This window comes from Vibrio nomapromontoriensis (assembly GCF_050337205.1).
GTDB lineage: Bacteria > Pseudomonadota > Gammaproteobacteria > Enterobacterales > Vibrionaceae > Vibrio > Vibrio nomapromontoriensis.
Genome location: NZ_JAKJSS010000007.1, coordinates 310,504 through 333,073, shown reverse-complemented (window position 1 = coordinate 333,073; position 22,570 = coordinate 310,504). Strand labels below are relative to the sequence as shown.

The following is a 22,570-nucleotide window of genomic DNA, read 5'->3' as shown; positions in this document are numbered from 1 at the left end:
ATCCTATTGCTATATGCTGATTGTTGGACAATAGTAGCTATATAACATTCTGTAAGCAGGAGTGGTGATGAGCAGTGAGACCCTAACGGAAATAGAATTTGACTATACAAGCTTTCTTGGCGCATCTTGCAGTAAGAAGTGGACGTTTCTTGAAGCATTAAGCTCTGTCGCGCCTATTTTTGGTGAAGTTTGGAAAGCGAACGCAAAAGGATTGGAGGATGTAGACTCACGTTTGTGGAATGAAGCACTCAATACGCTTTCAACCCGACAAAGTGATGAGCGTAATTTGATTCGCTTGATTAGGTTGGCTCGCGAGGAAAAAATTACCCGCCTTAGAGTCGTGATGCCTTATTCATTAGAAGCCGAACAATTAGAAGAGATTCAGTCAAAAACCCAAGCCGAAGTTTTACTAAATAGCGATGATGATGTACTAACGATCATACTATCGTCGTAATGGAGAATCGTCGTAATTGAAAAGAGAGGGGCATCTAACCCCTCTCTTGCTATCAATACGTTAGTGACCGTTAAACAGAAATTAGTCAGCGATCAAATCATAATCGCGGCGAAGAATATCAATGATTTCTTGTTTAGGGTTATCGCTTAATACAATTTTTTGTCCGGTAATTTTCTCTGCAATACCAATATAGGTTTCAGATACGCTGGTTAGTGCGTCAAGCGGTAGAGCGTTATTGATTGCTAACGCTTCTCGCTCCGGCATACGTTCTTTGTTTAGCAGAATATCAGGGTCTGGGAAGTAGTTAAGTAGAAACTGTCTAAAGCCTTCTTTAGAGTTTTCGACGATGTTACCTTCTTGATAGGCCGTAGTATCCCAAATACGAGATGAATCTGGCGTGCCTACTTCATCCATGTAGATCAATTTCTCATTGCCACTTGCATCTGTCACGTAGCCAAATTCAAACTTGGTATCGACAAATGTTTGATCAATTTGCTCAAGCGCGTCGCTAATGACCGCAAAACCTTCTTTTAGCAATTTTTCGTATTGTGCGACACCTGCGATGTCAGAGAAGTTAAAGGCTGAGTAGTTATCGACGATATTGTCGCGAGTGATATTAACGTCATCCGCTTCTGGTACACCCGGGATATCACGTAAAATTCCTTTTGTTGACGGAGTAATGAGTACGTCGTCAAGTTTAGAATCTTTCTTTAATCCTTCTGGCAAGGTAATACCACAGAATTCTCGCTCGCCTTGCGCATAAGCACGCCACATTGACCCCGTGATGTACTGACGGCAAATCGCTTCAATCATGACGGGTTTGGCTTTTTGAACGATCCAGATAAATGGGTGAGGAATATCTAAGATGTGGCTATCGGCAAGCCCGCTCTCTTTAAAGAGCTTAAACCAGTGATTAGAAATGGCATTGAGTGCAGCCCCTTTTCCAGGAACGCCTTTTAGTCCACCTTCACCATGCCAGATACAATCGAATGCTGAAATACGGTCACTGATTACCATAATAGCCAGAGGGGCATCTTCAGCCACATCATAACCTTTATCTTTTATCAGGCGGCGACTATCTGCTTCGGTCAACCAATAGACTGAACGTACTTTGCCACTATGCACAGGCTTATCGGTACGAATTGGGAGATCATCGTTTACAGCAAGGACTTGATCAGCGAGACTCATTGAGACATTCCTATCTAACGTTGGCGTCGCAGCAAAGGCGACAAAGAAGAAAGAGCAACTAAATGCTCACTTTTCCCCGCATCATACCAGAATTCAGACGCGCTTCCATCATAAAAGCAAACGTTTGCTTTGTTTTCTTATTTATCTTTCTTGTCCGTTCATAAAAGCGTCATTTCTAGGCTTGATCAATTATCCAAGAGGGAATTAGTGTAGATAAGAAGAGGGCGCAAGAAAAATAACTTCACAGTTATATTGCTGAGCAAGCTGTTGTAAGTGCTGCTGGCTAGCGGATGAAAAGTCACCATGGGCAATAATGGCACAGGCATTACCTGACTGAATCGCCTTTTCGATAACCTGTGTCTGGCTTAAGTGCAGTGATGGTTTCATTTGCACCATATGGTTACCAAGCTCTTCATAATGAGAAATTTGTGCCATTGTTGGGCGAGGACATTCTGCAGTAAGTAGTATCCATTGATGTTTTGAAGCGAGCTGAGACACCTGACTGAGTACATTCGTTGCCATTGCCCGCTGATACGGCGGCAGTGCTCTTTTGGTCGTAACGTCACGACGTGAGTGGATGTTCAGTGGGTTAAGAATTTCAGTATCTCGCAACATAAACCTGTCCTTTTATACATGCTGTATGTCTATACAGTAGTTTTAAGGTGTGAAAAGGTCAATGTGTTTTTTAAGTCTATTCGAGGTTATTTTTTAAGATGTTGATATATAAGTAATTATAATTTTGGTAAATGTGATGTCGAGCAAAATAGCTTTCGGATATAGACGTAATAGCGCTGAGGTACTGTGTAAGCACTGTATAACTACTGCGTGGAGGGAGTCAGTCCGTAGCGATTTAACGATTGTTAATCATGTGACTATTATTAATCGCGTAACTATTATTAATCACGTAACTATTGTCGGTAGCGGCTGTAGCTTGCTTACTAATGCAGAGGTTTAAATAGCGGCGGTGGGTTTAGCGATGTTGTAGCGTTTGATTTGCCTATGAGTGGTGCGTGAACGTAGCAGAGGAGTATGGCGAGTAGATATAAAATAGAAGTAATAACGCCCCTTTTTTAAAAGAGGCGCTTGAGACAAAACTAAGACTTACATAGGGAGTCTCTGTATTCCAACTCCGCTTGATTAAATTGCCTTACATCCATCGCGGCGTAATTGACGCACCCCTCACACGAGAAATGACACTTGCCGTCGACATATTGGTGCTTAGTCACATAGTTTGGCTTCTGGCACCAATCACAAAAACCTTCAATGGTGAACGTATACATTTTTTCTCCCCACCCTTAAATACTGGGTGTTATTCTCACCACTGATTATGACATGAAATGGCACGCGATGTTAAATAATTGTTTCATTTATTGCGTTTTTATAAGTATTAGTGAGAACGGTGCGAGTTTTAATGAATTTTTTGAGACTGCTTAACATGTAACATGAGCGTTTTAAACGCGATATTGAGCTGCTTCATTTCGTCTTCAGATCCTTGAATGTCAGGATGAAAAATACGAGAGAGTTGCTTATAGCGAGATTTCAGTAGGGTAGGTGTGAGCAGCTTTTGTTGCTTGGGCGCAAACCCAAAACGCAAATACGCCTCTTCGAAAGCGCTTGGTGGAGGCGTTGTAGGCGCACTCTTTTGTGTGGTTTGCGCTATTTTTAATTTGTGCTGAAGTGTTGCAATAGTTCGTTGCTGAGCTTGTAACACTTCTTGTAAACGTTGATCACTACGACGTTCATTCGATAGAGATCGTTTGAATTGTACCAAATAGTAGCCAACGCCTAGCAAGATGAGCAATAGCACTACCCAATATACGAAGTGTGTACTCCAAGAGAGAGTACCGCTGTTGTTACGTATAACATTGCTATTGTTATGTTTCTCACTGCTAACGTTAGGTTGATTACTCGCTGATGCCGCGGGTTGAGCGAGCGAGGCTTGGGGGGCAGCTATTCCTTCTTGCTGCTGTAAAGCGTCTATTTGGCGGCGTTGTCGCTCGTTAAATTGCTGTTGCAGTGCGTGCTCAAATTCTGACTCAAAGGCGCTAGATTGCTCAGCAGCCAAGGAATACCAAAGCACGGCTTGGTCGGTGGCTGGAATATTTACGTTATTATCACTATAGAGTTTAGCGAGTTTGCCATAAGTACTTTTGTCACCTAACACCGCAAGTTTGGTGTATAAAAGCGCGGCACGGGAAGCGTTTTGTGTGATCCCTCTTCCGTATTCAAGTGCTTGGGCATAGTTGTAGGTCGCATTAAGGTGACCATTGTTACTTGCCTGTTGATACCAGTAGCTGGCTTTGGCAAGGTCTTGTTTAACGCCTTGCCCCGTCTCATAAGCAAGGCCTAACTGATACTGGGCATTGGCGTCATCAAGGAGGGCTTGCTGCTCTAGGGAAGCGATGGGGCTAGCCAGAACTGCTGTATGCAGCACAATATACAAGGTAATGACACGGATAGTCATTGACCATGCCCGATAAAGCCGCTGAGTCATCATCTTCCTTAATAACGAATAATAGGTAACACTATTTGAGCATTTTAGGGGCTTGCGCGCCATTAATTGGTCGGTTTACTGAGAGCTTACGACCTTTCTTTAGTCCAACTTCGTAATCGGCAGTGATATTTTTCATCGCGTCTCTAAGTTGTTGTTTGAATGTCTCACGGTCGATATTTTTAAATTCTTTATCGATGTAATTGTTGATTTTGTTGTTTGACTCATCGTCAGGGGTAATGATTGGAAGCTTTTCTAGTGCGCCTTCAATCCAGCCTGAAACAAAGGAATTTACACGTCGCGTGACTTCAGTTGTAGAAGTACCCGAGCCAGCAAAGCCATTTCTAAACTGCCCAGTATGCTCATTCATTTCTCGATAGATAATATCGAATGCGAACGCTGCGAAGATCGCTCGATCGGCCTCACCAATAAACTCAACACGTTTGAGTCCTTTGTGATTCAGCAAAACGGCCTCCACGCCAAATTTGGTGTTAATGCCACGAATAACGCGTAGAAGAGTGGAACTAATATTAGCTGGCAACAAATGTGTCGATTGGGTTTTCCCCATTTTGATGAACTCGATGTCATCTTTATCCAGCCCATACTTCAGCATGAGGTTATGCGCCATTTTGATCGCATTTGCGGCTTCATTGACGTTAGCTGAATTACCTAGTTCAAGGCATTTGGCAATTTTTTTAAGGGCTTTTTGTTTATCCATCGACAATGTGAGTTCTCTGTACCGCGAAAGAAAAAGGGCACTATTTTAACGATTTTCCATGGAAAGGGGAAGCGTGGGTTTGGATTTAGGTTATGTGATGACTTGAATGATGTTGCCGTTATTATTAGATGAGACATTTAAGAGAGAGTCGTAAAGACTCTCTCTTAGTCCTTAGGCGTGACATACGTCTAGGCGTTAGATGCCTAACTCATCTAACAAGTCTTGGCTTGTACTGCTTTGCTTTGTTTCGGCTTTCTCTGCTGCTTTATCTTTTATTGCTTGCTCAATAATAGCGTCAGGGGATTCATCGGCTTGCACTTCAAATTCTTCCATTTGGATGAACTCGGTTTTATCCATAGCAAACTCTAGATAGAAGATATTGTTGTTTGCAGTTGAGAAAGTGACTCGTCTTGCCTGTGGGCGCTCTAAGTTAGTATCAACCGATAGCACTACCTGTTTGTTTATCGCTAGCATCTTAGGTTGATTTTGCGTGATATTGGTTTGCAGTTCTTTTCTCACTTTGTTAGTGAAATCACCAACCAGTTGATTCATTAGCTCACCAAGTACGTCGCCGACTTCATCTGCGTTATGGTGGATCGCAAGCTCTTCTTCAGGCATACCCATACTGCGCATGTAGTTGGAATACACTTCCAATGCTGCTTGAGAAGTGAAGTTGATGACAACAAGGCCTGAGAAACCACCATCAAATAATACAAAACAACCGAAATCGGGTTTGAGCGTGGTTTTAGTGATTTTTTGTACCATGGCAGAATACGTTACGCTAGATTGCGTTGCCGCTGTTAGTACATGTGATACGGATTGGCATAGCTTAAGAAGGATGTCTTCCGTGGTAATAACCTTGGTTTTTTTCATTAGATACCGCTTTATTGAATGTCTGCTTCCTTGATAGTGCCGAGTTTGGCATGAAGGAAACATCTTGAAAAGATATAAACGATGCACAATTGCTATGAGATTGCGATTTGATCACACTTTTAATTGTTGTAAAGTGACGAGATAAGTAAAATTAGTACGCACCTGCAAAAAACACAGGAAATCACGGCCTAAGCATGTGAATGATTGGTGTTAATTGTCAGCTGCATCATCACTTTTTAATACTCCCTTGCTGAGTGGATCAGCATGTTTAGGGGCAGGAAGCAAAATGTTACCAAGACTCAGTTCTCAATCTGATATTAATCCTACAGTGATCGCTTTTCTTGATCATCTTAATCAACAAGGTTTCTCTGGCGACATTGAAACGCAGTATTCAAGTCGCCTTGCGGTGGCAACGGATAATAGTGTCTATCAGGTACTCCCACAGGCGGTGGTTCATCCTAAGACAACTAACGATGTTCAAATCATTGCTCAACTTGCAAATACTGACCCATTTAAGTCTATTCAATTTTCCCCTCGCGGTGGAGGGACAGGCACAAATGGTCAGTCACTGACTTCTGGAATTGTGGTTGATTTATCTCGTCATATGAATCAGGTGTTGGAGGTTAATGAAGCTGAAGGCTGGGTTCGAGTTCAAACTGGAATGGTCAAAGATGCGCTTAATGACGCGGTTCGCCCATACGGCTATTTCTTCTCCCCGGATTTATCAACCAGTAACCGAGCTACTGTTGGTGGAATGATTAATACTGACGCGTCGGGGCAAGGGTCATTAAAATATGGTAAGACATCGGATCATGTATTGTCTCTACAGGCGGTACTTGCTGACGGTTCTGTATTAGAAAGTGATGGTTCTCTCGGGTTTTCTGGAGATGATAACTTTGTCTCGAGAGCATTAACGGTGTCCGAGCAAGTGTGCCGTGAACATCGCCCACTTATTGATGAGAAATTTCCTGCGCTTAATCGTTTCTTGACGGGGTATGATCTTAAAAACGCGTTTGATCCCAACAATAATTCGTTTGATATCACCAGAATATTGTGTGGTGCGGAAGGCTCGCTCGCGTTTATTACTGAAGCCAAGCTGAACCTGACCCCTATTCCTAAAGCACGAACCTTGATCAATGTTAAATACAACACGTTTGAAGCGGCATTAAGAAATGCACCGTTTATGGTTCAAGCCAATGCATTGTCAGTAGAAACCATTGATTCAAAAGTATTAAATTTAGCTAAGCAAGATATTGTTTGGCACACGGTGAGCGACTTAATTACCGATGTGCCGGGTAAAGAGATGCTCGGCATTAATATGGTTGAGTACGCAGGCGCAGATGAGCAAGAAGTTCGCCTTAGTGTGGAGCAGTTAACCGCGCAACTTGATGAGATGTTGAAAACCGAGAAGGGCGGCATTATTGGCTACCAAGTCACGAGTGATGTTGCCAGTCTTGGTCGAATTTATAACATGCGTAAAAAAGCCGTTGGTTTGCTTGGCGCAGTAAAAGGTAGCGCTAAGCCGATTGCCTTTGCGGAAGATACCTGCGTACCACCAGAAAACTTAGCGGATTTCATTGATGAGTTTCGCGCTTTACTCGATGGGCATGGATTGCATTATGGCATGTTTGGCCATGTTGATGCGGGGGTGTTACATGTTCGACCTGCACTGGATATGTGTGACCCGGAACAAGAAGCGTTGATGCATCAAGTGTCGGACGAAGTCGTGAAACTGGTGGCGAAGTATGGTGGCTTAATGTGGGGAGAGCACGGGAAAGGATTTCGCTCAGAATATGGCCCGGCATTTTTTGGCGAGACGCTTTTTAATGAATTGCGTCGAATCAAGTCAGCATTTGATCCGCACAACAAGATGAACCCAGGCAAGATATGCACGCCTCTTAATAGCCAAGACGAATTGGTTAAGGTTTCAGATGTTAAACGAGGCACGTACGATCGCCAAATTCCGATCGAAGTTCGTGATAGTTTCTCTCAGGCCATGGAGTGTAACGGTAATGGCCTGTGTTTCAACTATGACACGGCATCGCCTATGTGCCCATCGATGAAGGTGACAGCGGACAGACGTCACTCTCCGAAGGGGCGAGCTGGCATGGTTCGAGAGTGGCTTCGACAGCTGTCTGAACAGGGTTTCGACGTGATTGAGTTAGAAAATCAGACCCAATACACGAGCAGCGCAAAAGGCTTGATCGAAAAGTGGCGTAATACACTGAATAAGCGTCATGAGTATGATTTTTCGCATGAAGTGTACGATGCGATGAACGGATGCTTAGCTTGCAAAGCTTGTGCTAGTCAGTGCCCAATTAAAGTCGACGTACCTAGCTTTAGAGCTCGTTTTTTGAACTTGTACTACACTCGCTATCAGCGTCCTGCTAAAGATTATTTAGTGGCAAATATTGAGACATTGCTGCCTTATATGGCAAAAATGCCCAAGACGATAAACTTCGCGCTCAAACAACCGTGGGTTCAATCTCTTACCGCTAAAAGTGTTGGCTATGTTGATGCACCTTTGTTGTCTGTACCAACGCTGGAGCAGCGAATGAAGGTACAGCTAATAGAAGCGTTTGATTTAGAGAAGTTGTCAAAACTGACGGATGCTCAGCGAGCGGAATATGTCTTTATTGTTCAAGACCCATTTACCAGTTTCTACGATGCTGCGGTAGTAGAAGATTTCGTTAAACTTGCATTTGTACTAGGGAAAACACCCGTTATATTGCCGTTTAAACCAAATGGCAAAGCGGCACATATTAAAGGCTTTTTAAAGCAGTTTGCACAAGGCGCCCAATCCACTGCTGACTTCTTACAGCAAGTCGCACAGCTCAATATTCCGTTGGTTGGTGTCGACCCGGCGCTTGTTCTTTGTTACCGCGATGAATACGTTGAGATTCTTGAAGAAAAACGCGGTGAGTTTGATGTCCTGACTGTGCATGAGTGGTTATTGCCGTTGATAAATACACTTACCTCATCACCTTCTAGTGATAAAGAACCCTGGTATCTATTTGCGCACTGTACAGAAAAAACCAAGATGCCAAATGCAGAGAAGGAGTGGGGCACTATTTTTAAGCACTTTGGTGGCGTATTACACACAGTGCCAGTAGGTTGTTGTGGTATGGCGGGCACGTTTGGGCATGAGTCAGATAAGCTACAGATGTCGAAAGATATTTATGGACTCAGTTGGAAGCCGCAGATGGCATCTTTGCCGAAAGAGCGCTGTCTTGTGACCGGGTATTCTTGTCGAAGCCAAGTGAAACGCATTGAAGATCAGCCAGTTCAGCATCCTCTACAAGCAATATTGCGTTTGATTAACATTGTTTAATTACATCGTTACTTAAGTATTGATAGTCGAATTGCTACGTTATTGGTCGGTTTATAAGGCGTAAACTGACCTTGCTGCTTGGTGATAGAGTTGACGACCATATAAACAGTAATAGCAGCTTTATTAAAGGAGTAAGCCATGCTTAAAGGGTTAGAGCTTAAAGTGCCGCCAGTGGTGGTTTTCGTTATTTTTGCTGTGGTGATGTACGGTATTCACGCGGTTGATAGCACTTGGCTATTTCTCTACATTCCTTTAAAAGTGGCTTGGATTGGACTTCTTGTCCTGGTCAGTGGTTACCTTGGTGTGTCGGGCGTAAGAGAGTTTCATCGTTCAAGCACAACGGTTGATCCTACTCGTCCGCACAAAGCCAGTAAAATTGTTGATTCAGGCGTGTTTACGGTGACAAGAAACCCCATGTATGTCGCACTGTATTGTTTACTATTGGCTTGGGGCGTTTATTTAGAAGATGTGCTGGGTCTCCTCGTCAGTTTATTGTTTATTGTCTATATGACTCGATTTCAGATTAAACCGGAAGAGAGGGTTTTAGAGGAAAAGTTTGGAGCAGGGTACAGAGATTATAAAGCTAAGGTTAGGCGCTGGATTTAAGTCGCTTTTCTCGCTTATAGCCTGTTGACTAAGACGAGCGCCAGCATCAGCTGGCGCTTATATATCGTTTAGACTAGTGGCCCATTTTGTTCGATAAAATCTGCTTTTCGTTGATTAAAACGTTCAACTAAATCAGCGACGGCTTCATCACAGTAAGGCTTTAATCCTGTGGCAACCATTCGTTTCATTCCTTTACCAACTACTTCACCATCTTCAGTAAAAGAAAAGTGAAGTGTAACTAAACCACGTTTGCCTTCGACATCAAATGTCGCGCCTGTGAATTCAACTTCAGGATGTTTAAGATCGATGCGAGCAAATTCAACTTCCATACTTTCATAGATAACCAGAGGACGCTGGCAGTTGATCATCATTTGCTGCTCTTGCATTAAGGGCACCATGATGTGTGGGAAGTTCATACCAGAAAATTGCACATAGTTCGTGACCACGTGTTCAATGAAAGCCTGATCATGACTGATTGCACCTTCGCGAGTCATATGTAGGTATTCTTTATCGTTGCTGTCAACAAGTGAGCTTTCGGTATCGCACTTTTTACTAACACTCAGCGGTGTTCCATTGGCGACCATACCAGAAAAATCAAAGCGCATTTTCTGGCTAATGCCTTCTTTTTGCAGTAATACCGCAAATAATAAATCGCCAGGTACGCAGAAGCGTTTTGCGCCTTCGTCATGAATAGGGTTGAAGTCACCGGCTACTATTTTTGCAAAGTGGCTGGCTTGCTGGCGAGTGAACTCAAAATGGTCGTTGGTGGTTGATACGTAAGGTGTTAGAAACATAATACTCTTCGATTAAACGCAATTGAGCGAATTATATATGAGTAATTGGATTGAATGGTCTATCCAGTGAAAAATTTGACAGGTGTACTCAACAATCTACATGGTTGTAAATCAGAGATATAGGGAGACTGATGGCAAACAGGTCTATTTTCCGCAGCTTCTTGAACCGATAGTGGATGACCAACCGTAATCATTTTAAGTGACGTTATACATTAAGATTAAGAGTGGGGCAGAGCTCGCAAACAAGCAGATCGTTGCCTGTTTGCGAAAAAAGTGCCAGCGGTAGGTTGGTTACCAAGATGAACGTTTAAAGGTTATTGAGCCATACTTGTTTTCATTACCGATGACTTAGACGACAGCGTTAATAACAGGATACAGACTAACGCAACCACAATGCCGAACAAAGAAAGGGTAAATACCGATGCATAACCAAATTGGTCAATCGACATACCCGCTAGCATAGCGCCAACACCGAAACCACCGGCCATACAAAGCATGAGCAACCCCTGGGTTAGCGCAGGTGACGCTGGACTTAATCGGCCTGCAATAGCAGGGATGATCATATCGTTCCAAGACATTGCTTGCATAAGTACTACGAGTAAAGCGATAGGGATAAGGCTATGTACGTCTTTCCCTGCAGTAAACCAAAATAGTGAGCCAATAACTAAGTAGACAATTTGTGCGGTAAACCAGACATTAAAAGGGCCACTTTTTTGCATCCATCTGCCAGCCGACTCCAGCATGAAAATACTGATAAATGCAGAGGCAGCCATACCAAGCGCGGAGTTACCAATTTCAACATGGTAAACCTCTTTGATGAGAAGAGGACCGAGCTCCATAAGGTTTGACGAGAGAAACATAGAGAAAAACACGGCCAAAAGGAACAGTACCCATGGTAGGAATTTCTTTGGCGTATCTTGAATGGTGTTTTCGTTAGTCTCGGTTTCAGAGGTAATTTCTGACACGTTGACACTAGGTGGAGGGGCAATGGAGACGACAACCAGCACGCAAACAACAAGCGCAAGCAGTATGAGCAGCTGATTATCGCTGGATACAGCAAAGTTTTCGGCAATGGCTACGAGAACACCCGTCACAATAATGCCAAAGAATTGGCACTGAAATAGACTAGTTAAACCACGGCCCTCTTGTTCTTGGTTTTGACTAGACGCGAGAACAAACGTTGGATTAAGTACCAATAGACTGACGCTACCAATTCCGATAAGAATGCCAACCGTCCAATAAATAGGCATGGTAGTTTCCGCGAAATAGAGGATCAGAAGCGCAATGATATGAATGAACAGCGCCATTCTTTGCATGATTCGGTGACAAGCGTATTTATCTGCAATTCCACCAATCAATGGTGCAAGTAGCCCTGCGCCACCAATTAGGGCCATGACTTGCCCCAACAATGCTCCGCTAGAGGTTCTTTCTATAATGATAGGATTGAGCAAGATCGCGATGCCAACCCATTGGACGATTCCAAGCGATGCTTGGGCAAAATGCCATAATCGAAAGCCGTTCATGAGCGGAGATTCCTTTATTAATAATTTACTCATGAATTGTCGATGATCTACTGTAAGTTACAAGTAAATTACCTACTGTTACCTTCTCAATCTGAGTAGCGATATTGGTTGATATTATCTAAAGATATAGTCAAAGGCGTTGCTATATCGATGACGAGATAAAGCAGGATGGGAGGATTTTATAACAAGTGCGCTTGAGGGCTATAATTTTGTAACATCTGACGTATTAAAGTTCAAGTCTGAGTTGAATCAGCTGAGATTTCATCTAGGGTTTAGTGGGAGTGCGTGCTTTTTAGTGGATGTTCAAGTTGTTGTAGGACCAGATGTAATACATCGTGTGAATAGATCTGATTTTTAACGGACAGCGTTTGCGTCGCAACAAAGGTTAGACATGGGAGCCCCTCATTGGTAAACCTGCCAGTCTCTGAGCTATATGTCATTGGCACGGAAGAAGGACCTAAAATGGCGTTTTCTTATTTGGGTCTGCGTTGTCCACATATCGAAAAGGTAAAAATAATGAAATCACTCGTATCAATTGCCGTGCTATCAAGCTTAGCTTTGTTCGGCTGTGCAAAGTCTGAGGTGGCGAAAGATGAAGGTAAACTTAACATGGCAAACCCAGCCGCTGTGTTTTGTGAGCAGCACGGTAGCTATGACCTAGCAACAGGAGAATGCCTGTTGAGTTCAGGAAAGTCAGTTGATGCATGGACTTACTACCGAGAACAGCACAGTGATAAAGATGTTAAATCCCAAGCCCAGCGTTACTGCGAAGCGACTGAGGGTGTATATGAGGCGACAAGTCAGCAATGTACATTGGCAAACGGGGATGTGATGGACGCAGAGGAGTACTTCCGAGATCATCAGGCATCGAGCAACTAGGGTTATTTAAGTGACTTTATTTAATCGATTGCGTTCTATTTAGGTGATTAACGTAAGGAAATACTGGTGGTTCGACGTGCGTTTTCAGGCAAGTGGGTTATTGTCGTTTTATTCGTGCTTGTACTTAGCGGGTGTAGCCACCGGATCATTGAGGCTAACCCTCAAATGTACCAAAGCTCCGGCGCCTTAGCTCCGTATCAACAAGAGACGTTTAATCAATATGCGGCGCAAACTCGTGACTGGCTAGATGAGTACCGTGTTTTTCATGGCGCTGGCTACGAACGGGAAATGGATGCGGTGAGTCCATATAAATTAGAACCAAAGGTGCCTAATGGTCATGGTGTGCTGTTAGTGCATGGATTAGGGGACTCACCTTACTCTTTTGTTGATATCGCGCCTTATCTCGCCAAACAGGGCTACTTAGTTCATGTGATGTTATTACCGGGGCATGGCTCTAGACCTGCGGACTTAATGAACCCGAGTTATGAGGATTGGACAACAGCCGTTGCTCACCAGGTAGCATTGCTTCGTCAAGACGTGGATTCAGTTTGGTTAGGTGGGTTTTCTACGGGCACCAATTTGGTCACCAGTTACGCTAGCACCGATGGAGATATTAAAGGCCTAATCTTGTTTTCTCCGGCATTCATACCTAAAGACCCGTTTGCTGGGCTAGCAGGTTTCGCCAGCCATTTTGTCGATTGGGTCAGCATTGAAAAAGAGCAGAATTATTCTCGCTACGACTCACTAGCAATGGATGGTGCTGCACTCTACTATCAAAGTGCGGTTAACGTACAAGCGCAGCTAGAGAGCGATGCGCTAAACGTTCCTGCGATCTTAATGCTTGCTGAAAGTGATGAACTTATTGATGCGAAGGGCGTGTACGATCTATTCAAAACACGCTTTAGCTCTCCTGAATCTGAACTTATTTGGTATGGTGATCGGGGTTATAGTGATCCACGGTTTGTGAAGTTCCCCATGAAGTTACCAGAGTTTTATATACAAAGTGGCTCTCACATATCGGTGCTGTACCGCCCAGACAACCCGCTTTATGGTAGAGCAGGTTTGATGCGCCAGTGCGGAGATAATCAAGAGGGGGAAATATATAAGGTAGATTGCCCTAAAATGCCGACTTTAACTTACGCCGCTTGGGAGCTGTTTGACAATGATACCATTAGTGCGAGGTTAAGTTGGAACCCTTACTTTGAACCAACAATGAAGCGAGTGGTCGAATTTATGGAAAGAAATAAATAAAAAATTGTTTAATCCACTAATATTATTTTTAATGATGACTTAGTTTACTAGTACGCTCTATTGATCTTCATCATACTAAATATCCTGTCTTCGAGCTTAAAAAGAGTTAATTACGTTTTTTTGTTAACGATATCTCATATTGTAATCTGTGATAATGACAAATCCCTATGATCTATAGATAATTGTCTCAGTAGTTTGAAATAGACGTTTCAAATAGGTACAACAATGGAAGACTTCAACATGACAAATAGTTGGATTACACTAGATTACAAAATTGCTTTTTTCTTTCCTTCGAGATAACTCTATCGAATGCACACTCCAGTGCGTCCTGATTTTATATAGTAGATATAAGTAAAGTATATTTTAATAGATTGCTTTGTTTGTGCTGTGTTAAATCAAAAAAAATAGAATTTAAAAAATAAATCGTATCTGGAAATAATTTCTAGGTAGGGTTGTCTTTAATTAATTGTTTGCTACTCAATTATATTATTGCAAGCAATAAATATTATTAGGATAATATCATGGAAAACTTTAAACATCTGCCAGAACCATTCCGTATTCGTGTTGTTGAGCCAGTAAAACGTACTACACGTGAATATCGTGATGAAGCTATTGTAAAAGCGGGAATGAACCCATTCTTATTAGACAGTGAAGATGTCTTTATTGATCTATTAACCGACAGCGGTACAGGTTCAATTACCCAAGAAATGCAAGCTGCAATGCTGCGTGGCGATGAGGCTTATAGTGGTAGCCGTAGTTACTATGCGCTAGCAAATGCCGTTAAAGATATTTTTGGCTATGAATTGACGATTCCAACTCACCAAGGACGTGGTGCAGAGCAAATTTATATTCCAGTGCTTATTAAAAAGCGTGAGAAAGAGAAAGGTTTGGATCGTACTAAAATGGTCGCGTTGTCGAACTATTTCTTTGATACGACTCAAGGCCACACTCAAGTTAACTGCTGTGTTGCGAAAAACGTTTACACCAAAGATGCGTTTGATACGGCAGTGAATGCTGACTTTAAAGGTAACTTTGACTTAGAAAAACTGGAAGAAGCGATCATTGAAGCAGGCGCAGCCAACGTTCCTTATATTGTTAGTACCATTACTTGTAACTCTGCTGGTGGACAACCAGTATCGATCGCTAACTTAAAAGCGGTGTATGAGATTGCTCGTAAGTACGATATTCCTGTCATTATGGACTCCGCTCGTTATGCTGAAAACGCTTATTTCATTCAGCAACGTGAAGAGGGTTATCAAGACTGGACAATCGAAGAAATCACTCGTGAAACTTACAAGTATGCTGATGCACTTGCAATGTCTGCGAAGAAAGATGCAATGGTACAAATGGGTGGACTATTGTGCTTCAAAGACGATTCTTTGATGGATGCTTACACTGAATGTCGTACTCTTTGTGTGGTACAAGAAGGGTTCCCTACATACGGTGGCCTTGAAGGTGGTGCAATGGAGCGCCTAGCTGTTGGCCTATATGACGGTATGCGTCAAGAGTGGTTAGCGTACCGTATTAACCAAGTTCAATATTTAGTAAACGGCTTAGAAGCAATCGGGGTTGTTTGCCAACAGGCTGGTGGGCACGCGGCATTTGTAGATGCAGGTAAACTGCTGCCACACATTCCAGCGGATCAGTTCCCTGCTCATGCCTTAGCTTGTGAGTTGTATAAGGTTGCTGGTATTCGTGCGGTTGAAATTGGCTCTCTATTGCTAGGTCGTGATCCTGCAACAGGTAAGCAACACGCTTGTCCTGCTGAGCTACTTCGCTTAACGATTCCTCGTGCGACTTATACTCAAACGCATATGGACTATGTCATTGAAGCGTTCGAAAAAGTGAAAGAAAATGCCCATAAAGTAAAAGGTTTAGACTTTACCTATGAGCCTGAAGTATTACGTCACTTTACTGCTCGCCTGAAAGAAGTTGAGAAAGTAACAACCAATACGACTGAATCAGCATTGGCAGAAGCTTAAATATAAATGAGAGCGTAGCAAGAAAATGCTACGCTCTTTTTTTGCCTAAATAATAAAAGCTGAAACTAAATCATAACGAGAAATTCTACGAGAATATATTATGAATAAGAGTCCATCTTTAATAGGTGGTGCCTGTATTATTGCCAGCGTTTGTGTGGGTGCTGGAATGTTAGGGCTACCAAGTGCAGGAGCAGGGGCGTGGACAGTTTGGTCTCTGTTGGCAATAACTATTACCATGATAGTCATGACAATTTCCGGCTGGATGTTGTTAGAAGCATTTAAAAACTACGATCTTAAAGTTTCATTTGATACGGTAACGAAAGATCTACTAGGTTCAAAAATAAACTTATTTAACAATATAACCGTGTACTTTGTCGGTGGTATTCTTTTGTATGCGTATATTACCTCTTCTGGTCTTATATTAAAAGACGTACTTGGAATAAATGACAAACTTGCTTCCATTTTCTTTGTTCTTATTTTTTCCACCTTTGTTTGGCATTCCACCCGAGCTGTCGATCGCATATCGGTTGTACTGATAGCCTTTATGGTACTTAGTTTTATTTTTGGTGTGTCGGGTCTAGCTGTCAACGTTGATATGGGTGTATTGCTTGACACTATTAGTGCTGAAAACAACTATGCTCCTTATGCCATGGCGATGCTGCCGGTTGCATTAACCTCTTTTGGTTATCATCACTCGGTGTCATCAATGCGTGCGTACTACGGGTGCGAATCTCAGGCGAAGAAAGCGATTCTAGGAGGCACAATTATCGCGTCTGTTCTTTATTTTGTCTGGTTGATTAGTATTTTTGGTAATCTACCTCGCGCAAATTTTGGGCCTGTAATTGCACAAGGCGGTAATGTTGATGCTTTGCTAACTGCGCTCGGCTCTGTTATTGAATCCGATAGAGTTGCGAATGCTATTAATACGTTCTCAATGGCGGCTATTTTATCTTCCTTCATTGGAGTTGGGTTGGGGCTGTTTGATTTCCTTGCTGATTTCTTTAAGTTTGAAGATACCCGTCAAGGGCGTGCGAAAACTTGGCTAGCTACATTTATACCACCACTAATATTTTCTCTACTATTTCCGTTTGGGTTCGTGATCGCGATTGGCTATGCGGGCGCAGCAGCTACCGTGTGGGCATGTATTATTCCTGCGATGCTAGCGAAGAAAACGCGAGATGGAGAGAATGGATCAGAAGGTTTCCGAGCGCCAGGCGGCACAGTAATGATCTATTTAGTCATTGGATTTGGTGTGCTTACTGCGGTGTTCCATTTCTTATCGATGCTAGGAATGTTGCCAATGTTCACCGGTTAATTAGCCTGAACTTGATACTTGCTTAGATGTTCGATCATCAAAATCAATTATTTAACTTAGAGATGGGTTTAATTACTCTGAGTAAACAAAGAATTAATGAAGGAATATGTATATGACCGCGATTTCTACCACCAAAGCGCCTTTGGCGATTGGGCCATACGTTCAAGGGGTGACATTCGGCAATATGGTAATTACATCGGGGCAATTGCCAATTAATCCAGAAACTAAAGTGATGGATGACGATGTTGCTGAACAAACCATACAGTCGTTAACTAACGCTGTGGCGATTGTTCGCGAAGCAGGGTTAGAGCCTCACCATATTGTAAAAACAACGGTATTTGTAAAGGACTTAAATGAATTTTCAAAAATTAATGCGGCTTACGAAGCATTTTTTGAAGCTCACAGCGCTCCGTTTCCTGCACGCTCATGTGTGGAAGTCGCTCGCCTTCCTATGGACGCAAAAGTCGAAATTGAAGTGATAGCCGTTTTGCAATAATTAAGAGTAGGCTAAAGACGGTTATTTTGTCAGGGGGCGCCGTTAAAAGGCGCCTCATCTCAAGCTGGGTGCTTGCTTCCCCATCGGTATTTCAAGTAATGAATTGGGAATTCATTGCTTTGTGATGATTTACTTGCTCCTCCACGTTTTACTTACCCAACCTCCTGCGTTCTCATCAAAATAATTGCCAGTAAATTCTTGTTTGAATTCAACAATATGATCTCTTTCTGGATCCTGATCTAACAAAGAGTTGATGTATCTTGCCATTGGGTCATCACACTGTTCTCGAACTTTCCTCTCCGCGACTTCTTTTATGATTTTCATGCGGTACGACTTACTCATTTTTTTCATGTTTTACCTCCTTCTGCTGCGAGCGATTTACAAACCATAGGAGGGAATTAGATGTCGGTCAAATAATGAGCAATATTTTATTGAGAAATTAATTCGATAGTGTTAATGCGACGTATAATGATGGGTTAGAAATGACAAAGTTACATCCAGTATGTTACTGCCCAAAGGAAGCAATGCGAATTACTATTGTTTGTAGTTTTCAACAAGTTTCCTTGTTTTGATCGGAGATACATCATGTCAAACTTTAAAAAATGGCCAGCCATAGACCCAGAGAAAGTCGCTAAATATAAATACATCTGGGAAAATGTATCCGCCGCTGACAATTTAGATCCAAAAATCGCTGCTTATCTAGCTCGTGTTAAAGAGCAGGGTGGCGGTAAAGGTATTGAACAGCTTAGTTTTATCAACAAAGATTACTTAGGCTTCTATCAAGCGCCGTTTTCACAAGATCTGGATAATGCTGACGTTGTTATTTACGGCATGGGTATTGAAAAATGCTCACCAACTGGCTCGTCTCATAAGTTTGCACCACAGCGCCTACGCCACCTAAGTAAAATGGGTATGGGTACTGTTGGTGATAACGGTGAGCTGCCATTCGAATGGTGCCGCGTTATCGATTACGGAAACTGGGATAGCTTAGGTCAATTTGAGCTGAAAGCAGAAGTTGAACAGCTGACAGAGCTTCTTCATCACATGGTTGTTGAAAAAGATTGTACACCACTTGTCTTTGGTGGTGATCACACAATTCCATATCCAACAATGCGTGCTTTGGGTGAAAAATACGGTCCATTACGTGTTATCCACTTCGATGGCCACTATGACCTATCAACAAAAGCGGACTTTGATTACCCGTACACTTCTGGTCACTGGTTGGCTAAGTTGTACTCTGAAGGCCTAGCGGATCCAGAGCGTACAGTTCAAATTGGTATGCGTGGTCGTCAAACTGCATTAGTTAAAGGCAACCACATTGCATTTGGTACCACTGGTTTTACTTCGAATGAAGTCTATGACCTTGGTGTTGATGCAATGGTAGAAAGCATTATCGAACGTTGTGGTGATGGTGGCCCGGTTTATCTAACATTTGACTTGGATGCATTAGATACTGCGTTCTGTCGTGCCAACTCAAGCCCAGATCCATTCGGTCTAAGTCACCTACAAGTGTACGAAATTCTGCGTAAAGTGAAGGCTTCAGGTAAAGTTCGTCTTGTTGGTGCTGATATTGCTGAATATACACCAGACACGGATCCAACAGATAAAGATGGTATCATCGCTGCTGGTTTCGGTTGGGAATTGTTCTGCTGGTTGGCAGAAAACAAACGTGACGAGAATGGCGAAGATCGCCATACGGAATGGCCATTGGCATTCGGTTCTGTGACGCTATAAGCAGAGACTTTATAAGCTTAAATCGGTACAAGCTTAAATCGTTATAAGCGTAAAACGTGATGAGCTTAGTTAGCTAAATGAGAAAAGGTTCGACAATGTCGGACCTTTTTTGATCCTGCATGTCTTAAATAGGGCATTGGTAAATTAAGGCTGGTGATAGCGACACAGGACGTGACATTGCCGATTTTATACGTGTAAAACAAAGTAAATTGATGAAACCAACGCAAAGTCTGTGATAAACTTAATGATAACAATAATCATTAATAAACGTGTTCTATGAAAAAGCCTTCTCCTAAATTGCTTACCTTGATCCACTCTGAGTCTTTGACACCAAACATGCGTCGTCTCACCCTACAGTCAGAAGCTTTAAAGACATGGGACCCGAGCAGTAACGGAAGTTACATCAAGTTCTTGTTTAATGAACATGGCGGTACTGCACTTAGTGACTTGAGTGAAGATAGTCGACCAAAAATGCGTACCTATACGATACGGGCCCTCGATATTGAACACGGCAAGATAGAGGTGGACTTTGTCACTCATATTACCGAGGACAAACTATGTGGCTTCGGTAGTCGCTGGGCGATGGATGCGAAAATTGGCGATCAAATTAGCATTGTCGGCCCTGGCGCGATTCAAAGTGTTAATACTGATAAAGATTGGTTTTTCTTTAACGCCGATATGACAGCGTTGCCTGCGCTATCCGTGAAATTAGCAGAGCTACCAGCAGAAGCCAAAGGCTACGCTATCATTCAATTGATTGATGTGGCCGATCAGCAAACGCTCACTGCTCCACAAGGGATGGATATTATTTGGACAACAGAACCCGTGTCCAAGATAGCTATGTTACAGCCATGGCTCAACGGTGAACCGTACGTGTGGTGTGCTTGCGAGTTTGATGAAATGAAGAAGCTGAGACAGTTTTTCCGTAATGATAAAGCCATTCCTAAAGACGACATTTACATTAGTAGCTATTGGAAAAAAGGTGTGGCTGAGGATGGACATAAAGTGATTAAGAAACAAGATCACGATGAATTCGAAGGTTAGATACTTTAGTAAATATTGATGATTGTGACACTAGTATTGGTGAGTTTGATTAATTATATAAAATAAGCTCACCAAATTTCCTAACAAATCAGCTAGGTCTGCGTTTAACTCCGCAATAAATGCTACATACATCACGTTATTCCCCGTTAATATTCGGCTTTATTTTTCCTAGCAGATTAAGTGTCTGCTTGTTACACTCCCGCACAGAAAAATAACAACATAATCACATCCCAAACACGTGTCTTGCCTTTTGTACCCTACATACAAAAGAGAGGCGCAAATAACTGATAGAGGTCCCCCAGGTACTATGAGTAATAGCACTATCTCGCAATCGGAAATTCATCAAAATCAATGGCAATTAAATCAAACACTTGTTGAGTCAATTTTACCTATTCTAGGTCGACTCTATCGAGAAAAAGGCGTAGAAATCCTTTTGTTTGGTAAGACCCTAGTTAACGCCACCACGATTGATATTATTAAAACTCACCGTGTCTCTCGTCACTACGCTCCTCAATCGGTCAATGTTGCTCAAACCGCCCCGTTAATTGAAAAACTCATTGAGCTTGATTTATCGCCGTGTTGTATCGATATCGGTCAATTAGCACAGCAGTATTGGGCGTCTCACGAAGATAACAATAACATAGCTGACTTTTTGAGTACTTCATTGGCCGAGAGTATTAGCAGCAACGGCGTTAAGGAAACTCGAGATGTTGTGCTTTATGGGTTTGGCCGAATTGGTCGTCTTTTAACGCGAATCTTGGTAGAGAAGAGCGGCCCTGGCTATCCACTTCGCTTACGAGCCATTGTGGTGCGTGGCGGTAAAGATGGTGATCTACAAAAACGCGCGAGTTTATTACGCCGAGATTCAGTGCATGGTCAGTTTAACGGTAGCATTGTTGTTGACGAAGAGAGCAAAGCGTTGATTGTGAATGGCAACTACATTCAGGTTATTTACGCAAATTCGCCTACCGATGTGGATTACACGCACTATGGCATCAACAACGCTCTGGTTGTGGATAATACGGGTGTATGGCGTGACGCTGAAGGCCTAAGCCAACATGTTGCCTGTCAAGGTGCAGAACGTGTATTACTTACAGCTCCAGGAAAGGGTGAGATTAAAAACGTTGTATTTGGTGTTAATCACGATGTGATTCAAGACAGCGATACGATTGTGTCTGCCGCGAGTTGTACGACGAATGCGATTACACCAACACTTAAGGCTGTTAATGACAAATACGGTATCGTATCAGGGCATATTGAAACCGTTCACTCTTACACTAACGATCAAAACTTAATTGATAACTATCATAGTGGTGATCGTCGCGGTCGTTCGGCATCGTTAAACATGGTATTGACTTCAACGGGTGCGGCAAAAGCGGTATCTAAAGCCCTACCAGAGCTAGAAGGCAAGTTAAGTGGCAACGCGATTCGTGTACCAACACCGAATGTTTCAATGGCGGTTGCTAACTTAAATCTCGAGACTTCTGTGTCCAAAGAGGAGTTGAATACCTACCTTCGTGAAATCTCATTAACGTCGTCACTTGCCGCGCAAATTGACTACACGGATTCTACGGAAATCGTGTCTACTGATTTGGTTGGAGCACGTCATCCGGGCATTATCGACGGTCAAGCCACGATAGCACAAGATAATCGTTGTGTTCTCTACATCTGGTATGACAACGAATTTGGCTATAGCTGCCAAGTTGTCCATTGTATGGAGCAGATGATGGGTGTGAAGTTTAAAACTTACCCTGAATTAGCTTAATGGTAACGTGATATGGTTACGTGATGGTGAAACCGCCACTGCTTGCTAGAAGCAGTGGCGGTTTTTTATGTGACGTATCTAGTTCTTGTGTGATATTTAAAAGAGTGACAAATCAGTTAGCGCACT

General features: G+C 42.7%; 21 protein-coding genes. 12 read left to right on the top strand and 9 right to left on the bottom strand.

Translation table 11 applies throughout. From position 1 onward, the window contains the following. Nucleotides 1–67 precede the first annotated feature (67 nt). The gene (locus tag L4D05_RS05650; RefSeq protein WP_428751006.1) at nt 68–454 is read left to right on the top strand and encodes a transporter; all 387 of its coding nucleotides are present in this window, start codon (nt 68–70) and stop codon (nt 452–454) included. Between the two features lie 81 nt (nt 455–535). Here the strand turns inward: L4D05_RS05650 and L4D05_RS05645 are convergent, their stop codons facing one another. From L4D05_RS05645 to L4D05_RS05620, 6 genes are all read right to left on the bottom strand, one after another. Then, nucleotides 536–1,642 (bottom strand): phosphoribosylaminoimidazolesuccinocarboxamide synthase, encoded by a 1,107-nt coding sequence (locus tag L4D05_RS05645; protein WP_428751005.1) that lies wholly within the window; start codon nt 1,640–1,642, stop codon nt 536–538. Between the two features lie 204 nt (nt 1,643–1,846). Then, nucleotides 1,847–2,257, bottom strand: coding sequence for a hypothetical protein (locus L4D05_RS05640; protein ID WP_428793289.1), 411 nt, complete (start codon nt 2,255–2,257; stop codon nt 1,847–1,849). 479 nt (nt 2,258–2,736) lie between these two features. Beyond that, complete coding sequence (locus L4D05_RS05635) at nt 2,737–2,922, bottom strand: hypothetical protein (protein WP_265673152.1); 186 nt, start codon at nt 2,920–2,922, stop codon at nt 2,737–2,739. A gap of 128 nt (nt 2,923–3,050) precedes the next feature. Then, nucleotides 3,051–4,106 carry a tetratricopeptide repeat protein gene (locus L4D05_RS05630; RefSeq protein WP_428793288.1) on the bottom strand — a complete coding sequence of 352 codons (1,056 nt, stop codon included), beginning with the start codon at nt 4,104–4,106 and terminating at the stop codon, nt 3,051–3,053. 61 nt (nt 4,107–4,167) lie between these two features. After that, nucleotides 4,168–4,851 (bottom strand): DUF2786 domain-containing protein, encoded by a 684-nt coding sequence (locus tag L4D05_RS05625; RefSeq protein ID WP_265673150.1) that lies wholly within the window; start codon nt 4,849–4,851, stop codon nt 4,168–4,170. A 195-nt stretch (nt 4,852–5,046) separates the two neighbouring features. After that, complete coding sequence (locus L4D05_RS05620) at nt 5,047–5,724, bottom strand: DUF3334 family protein (RefSeq protein ID WP_428793287.1); 678 nt, start codon at nt 5,722–5,724, stop codon at nt 5,047–5,049. A gap of 286 nt (nt 5,725–6,010) precedes the next feature. Between L4D05_RS05620 and ydiJ the strand changes: the two genes are divergently transcribed. Together ydiJ and L4D05_RS05610 are read left to right on the top strand one after the other, a co-directional pair. Beyond that, nucleotides 6,011–9,055: a D-2-hydroxyglutarate dehydrogenase YdiJ gene (gene ydiJ / locus L4D05_RS05615; RefSeq protein ID WP_428793286.1), complete on the top strand. Its 3,045-nt coding sequence runs from the start codon at nt 6,011–6,013 to the stop codon at nt 9,053–9,055. Nucleotides 9,056–9,193: 138 nt separating this feature from the next. Continuing rightward, entirely contained in the window at nt 9,194–9,661 is a 468-nt protein-coding gene (locus L4D05_RS05610; RefSeq protein WP_428793285.1) for a methyltransferase family protein, read from the top strand. 68 nt (nt 9,662–9,729) lie between these two features. On the opposite strand, the gene L4D05_RS05605 is transcribed toward L4D05_RS05610, so the two are convergent. Both L4D05_RS05605 and L4D05_RS05600 read right to left on the bottom strand, forming a co-directional pair. Further along, nucleotides 9,730–10,455: a DUF3581 domain-containing protein gene (locus tag L4D05_RS05605; RefSeq protein WP_428793284.1), complete on the bottom strand. Its 726-nt coding sequence runs from the start codon at nt 10,453–10,455 to the stop codon at nt 9,730–9,732. A gap of 314 nt (nt 10,456–10,769) precedes the next feature. Continuing rightward, entirely contained in the window at nt 10,770–11,978 is a 1,209-nt protein-coding gene (locus L4D05_RS05600; protein WP_428750998.1) for an MFS transporter, read from the bottom strand. A 516-nt stretch (nt 11,979–12,494) separates the two neighbouring features. Between L4D05_RS05600 and L4D05_RS05595 the strand changes: the two genes are divergently transcribed. From L4D05_RS05595 to L4D05_RS05570, 6 genes are all read left to right on the top strand, one after another. Next, entirely contained in the window at nt 12,495–12,857 is a 363-nt protein-coding gene (locus L4D05_RS05595; RefSeq protein ID WP_428793283.1) for a putative hemolysin, read from the top strand. A gap of 66 nt (nt 12,858–12,923) precedes the next feature. Continuing rightward, nucleotides 12,924–14,108, top strand: coding sequence for an alpha/beta hydrolase (locus L4D05_RS05590; RefSeq protein WP_428793282.1), 1,185 nt, complete (start codon nt 12,924–12,926; stop codon nt 14,106–14,108). Nucleotides 14,109–14,333: 225 nt separating this feature from the next. Next, nucleotides 14,334–14,408, top strand: coding sequence for a tryptophanase leader peptide (gene tnaC / locus L4D05_RS05585; RefSeq protein WP_390902880.1), 75 nt, complete (start codon nt 14,334–14,336; stop codon nt 14,406–14,408). Nucleotides 14,409–14,629: 221 nt separating this feature from the next. After that, nucleotides 14,630–16,090: a tryptophanase gene (tnaA, locus tag L4D05_RS05580; protein ID WP_428750995.1), complete on the top strand. Its 1,461-nt coding sequence runs from the start codon at nt 14,630–14,632 to the stop codon at nt 16,088–16,090. A 100-nt stretch (nt 16,091–16,190) separates the two neighbouring features. Next, nucleotides 16,191–17,405 carry an aromatic amino acid transporter gene (locus L4D05_RS05575; RefSeq protein WP_428793281.1) on the top strand — a complete coding sequence of 405 codons (1,215 nt, stop codon included), beginning with the start codon at nt 16,191–16,193 and terminating at the stop codon, nt 17,403–17,405. A 112-nt stretch (nt 17,406–17,517) separates the two neighbouring features. Beyond that, nucleotides 17,518–17,901: a Rid family detoxifying hydrolase gene (locus L4D05_RS05570; protein ID WP_428750993.1), complete on the top strand. Its 384-nt coding sequence runs from the start codon at nt 17,518–17,520 to the stop codon at nt 17,899–17,901. Nucleotides 17,902–18,030: 129 nt separating this feature from the next. Here the strand turns inward: L4D05_RS05570 and L4D05_RS05565 are convergent, their stop codons facing one another. Beyond that, on the bottom strand, nt 18,031–18,252 hold the full coding sequence (locus L4D05_RS05565; RefSeq protein ID WP_428750992.1) for a hypothetical protein: 222 nt from the start codon (nt 18,250–18,252) through the stop codon (nt 18,031–18,033). Between the two features lie 234 nt (nt 18,253–18,486). Here L4D05_RS05565 and L4D05_RS05560 point away from each other — a divergent pair, with 234 nt between their 5' ends. The 3 genes from L4D05_RS05560 to L4D05_RS05550 all read left to right on the top strand — a co-directional run bounded on the left by L4D05_RS05560 (nt 18,487) and on the right by L4D05_RS05550 (nt 22,444). Then, nucleotides 18,487–19,635, top strand: a complete 1,149-nt coding sequence (locus L4D05_RS05560) for an arginase family protein (RefSeq protein WP_428793280.1) — start codon at nt 18,487–18,489, stop codon at nt 19,633–19,635. Nucleotides 19,636–19,911: 276 nt separating this feature from the next. After that, entirely contained in the window at nt 19,912–20,679 is a 768-nt protein-coding gene (locus tag L4D05_RS05555; protein WP_428750990.1) for a siderophore-interacting protein, read from the top strand. Between the two features lie 307 nt (nt 20,680–20,986). Beyond that, nucleotides 20,987–22,444, top strand: a complete 1,458-nt coding sequence (locus L4D05_RS05550) for a glyceraldehyde-3-phosphate dehydrogenase (RefSeq protein WP_428750989.1) — start codon at nt 20,987–20,989, stop codon at nt 22,442–22,444. Nucleotides 22,445–22,570 lie beyond the last annotated feature (126 nt).

Coding starts and splice junctions, on each gene's coding strand:
- L4D05_RS05650 (WP_428751006.1), top strand. CDS start 68: ATGAGCAGTGAGACCCTAACGGAAATAGAATTTGACTATACAAGCTTT.
- L4D05_RS05645 (WP_428751005.1), bottom strand. CDS start 1,642: ATGAGTCTCGCTGATCAAGTCCTTGCTGTAAACGATGATCTCCCAATT.
- L4D05_RS05640 (WP_428793289.1), bottom strand. CDS start 2,257: ATGTTGCGAGATACTGAAATTCTTAACCCACTGAACATCCACTCACGT.
- L4D05_RS05635 (WP_265673152.1), bottom strand. CDS start 2,922: ATGTATACGTTCACCATTGAAGGTTTTTGTGATTGGTGCCAGAAGCCA.
- L4D05_RS05630 (WP_428793288.1), bottom strand. CDS start 4,106: ATGACTATCCGTGTCATTACCTTGTATATTGTGCTGCATACAGCAGTT.
- L4D05_RS05625 (WP_265673150.1), bottom strand. CDS start 4,851: ATGGATAAACAAAAAGCCCTTAAAAAAATTGCCAAATGCCTTGAACTA.
- L4D05_RS05620 (WP_428793287.1), bottom strand. CDS start 5,724: ATGAAAAAAACCAAGGTTATTACCACGGAAGACATCCTTCTTAAGCTA.
- ydiJ (WP_428793286.1), top strand. CDS start 6,011: ATGTTACCAAGACTCAGTTCTCAATCTGATATTAATCCTACAGTGATC.
- L4D05_RS05610 (WP_428793285.1), top strand. CDS start 9,194: ATGCTTAAAGGGTTAGAGCTTAAAGTGCCGCCAGTGGTGGTTTTCGTT.
- L4D05_RS05605 (WP_428793284.1), bottom strand. CDS start 10,455: ATGTTTCTAACACCTTACGTATCAACCACCAACGACCATTTTGAGTTC.
- L4D05_RS05600 (WP_428750998.1), bottom strand. CDS start 11,978: ATGAACGGCTTTCGATTATGGCATTTTGCCCAAGCATCGCTTGGAATC.
- L4D05_RS05595 (WP_428793283.1), top strand. CDS start 12,495: ATGAAATCACTCGTATCAATTGCCGTGCTATCAAGCTTAGCTTTGTTC.
- tnaA (WP_428750995.1), top strand. CDS start 14,630: ATGGAAAACTTTAAACATCTGCCAGAACCATTCCGTATTCGTGTTGTT.
- L4D05_RS05575 (WP_428793281.1), top strand. CDS start 16,191: ATGAATAAGAGTCCATCTTTAATAGGTGGTGCCTGTATTATTGCCAGC.
- L4D05_RS05570 (WP_428750993.1), top strand. CDS start 17,518: ATGACCGCGATTTCTACCACCAAAGCGCCTTTGGCGATTGGGCCATAC.
- L4D05_RS05565 (WP_428750992.1), bottom strand. CDS start 18,252: ATGAAAAAAATGAGTAAGTCGTACCGCATGAAAATCATAAAAGAAGTC.
- L4D05_RS05560 (WP_428793280.1), top strand. CDS start 18,487: ATGTCAAACTTTAAAAAATGGCCAGCCATAGACCCAGAGAAAGTCGCT.
- L4D05_RS05555 (WP_428750990.1), top strand. CDS start 19,912: ATGAAAAAGCCTTCTCCTAAATTGCTTACCTTGATCCACTCTGAGTCT.
- L4D05_RS05550 (WP_428750989.1), top strand. CDS start 20,987: ATGAGTAATAGCACTATCTCGCAATCGGAAATTCATCAAAATCAATGG.